Origin of the sequence: Vibrio sp. S11_S32, assembly GCF_014694465.1 — a bacterium.
Classification (GTDB): Bacteria; Pseudomonadota; Gammaproteobacteria; order Enterobacterales; family Vibrionaceae; genus Vibrio; species Vibrio algicola.
This window is the reverse complement of record NZ_JAAUWS010000174.1, coordinates 1-278: the sequence shown is the minus strand read 5'-3', so window position 1 is coordinate 278 and position 278 is coordinate 1. Positions and strand designations below refer to the sequence as shown.

1 protein-coding gene is annotated in these 278 nt (G+C 42.1%); it reads left to right on the top strand.

Annotation, left to right across the window (positions count from 1 at the left end; translation table 11 throughout):
• The coding region (locus HC723_RS17165) for a DDE-type integrase/transposase/recombinase (protein WP_190339966.1) at positions 1–278 on the top strand (278 nt) is incomplete at both ends.

The following is a 278-nucleotide window of genomic DNA, read 5'->3' as shown; positions in this document are numbered from 1 at the left end:
ATATATTAAAACAACAATTTAATCCTACAGTGCCCAATCGTATTTGGGCCGGAGATGTTACTTATCTGAGAACCAATCAAGGTTGGATGTATCTGGCTGTAGTCATGGATTTACATTCACGCCGGATCATTGGTTGGGCATTATCAGATCGCATGACGGTAGGTCTCGTTGAACGTGCATTACAAATGGCAATTACACTTCGTAAGCCTCAAAGAGGCTTACTTTTCCATAGTGATAGAGGCTCACAGTACACCAGCAGTTCATTTCAGCACCTGTTA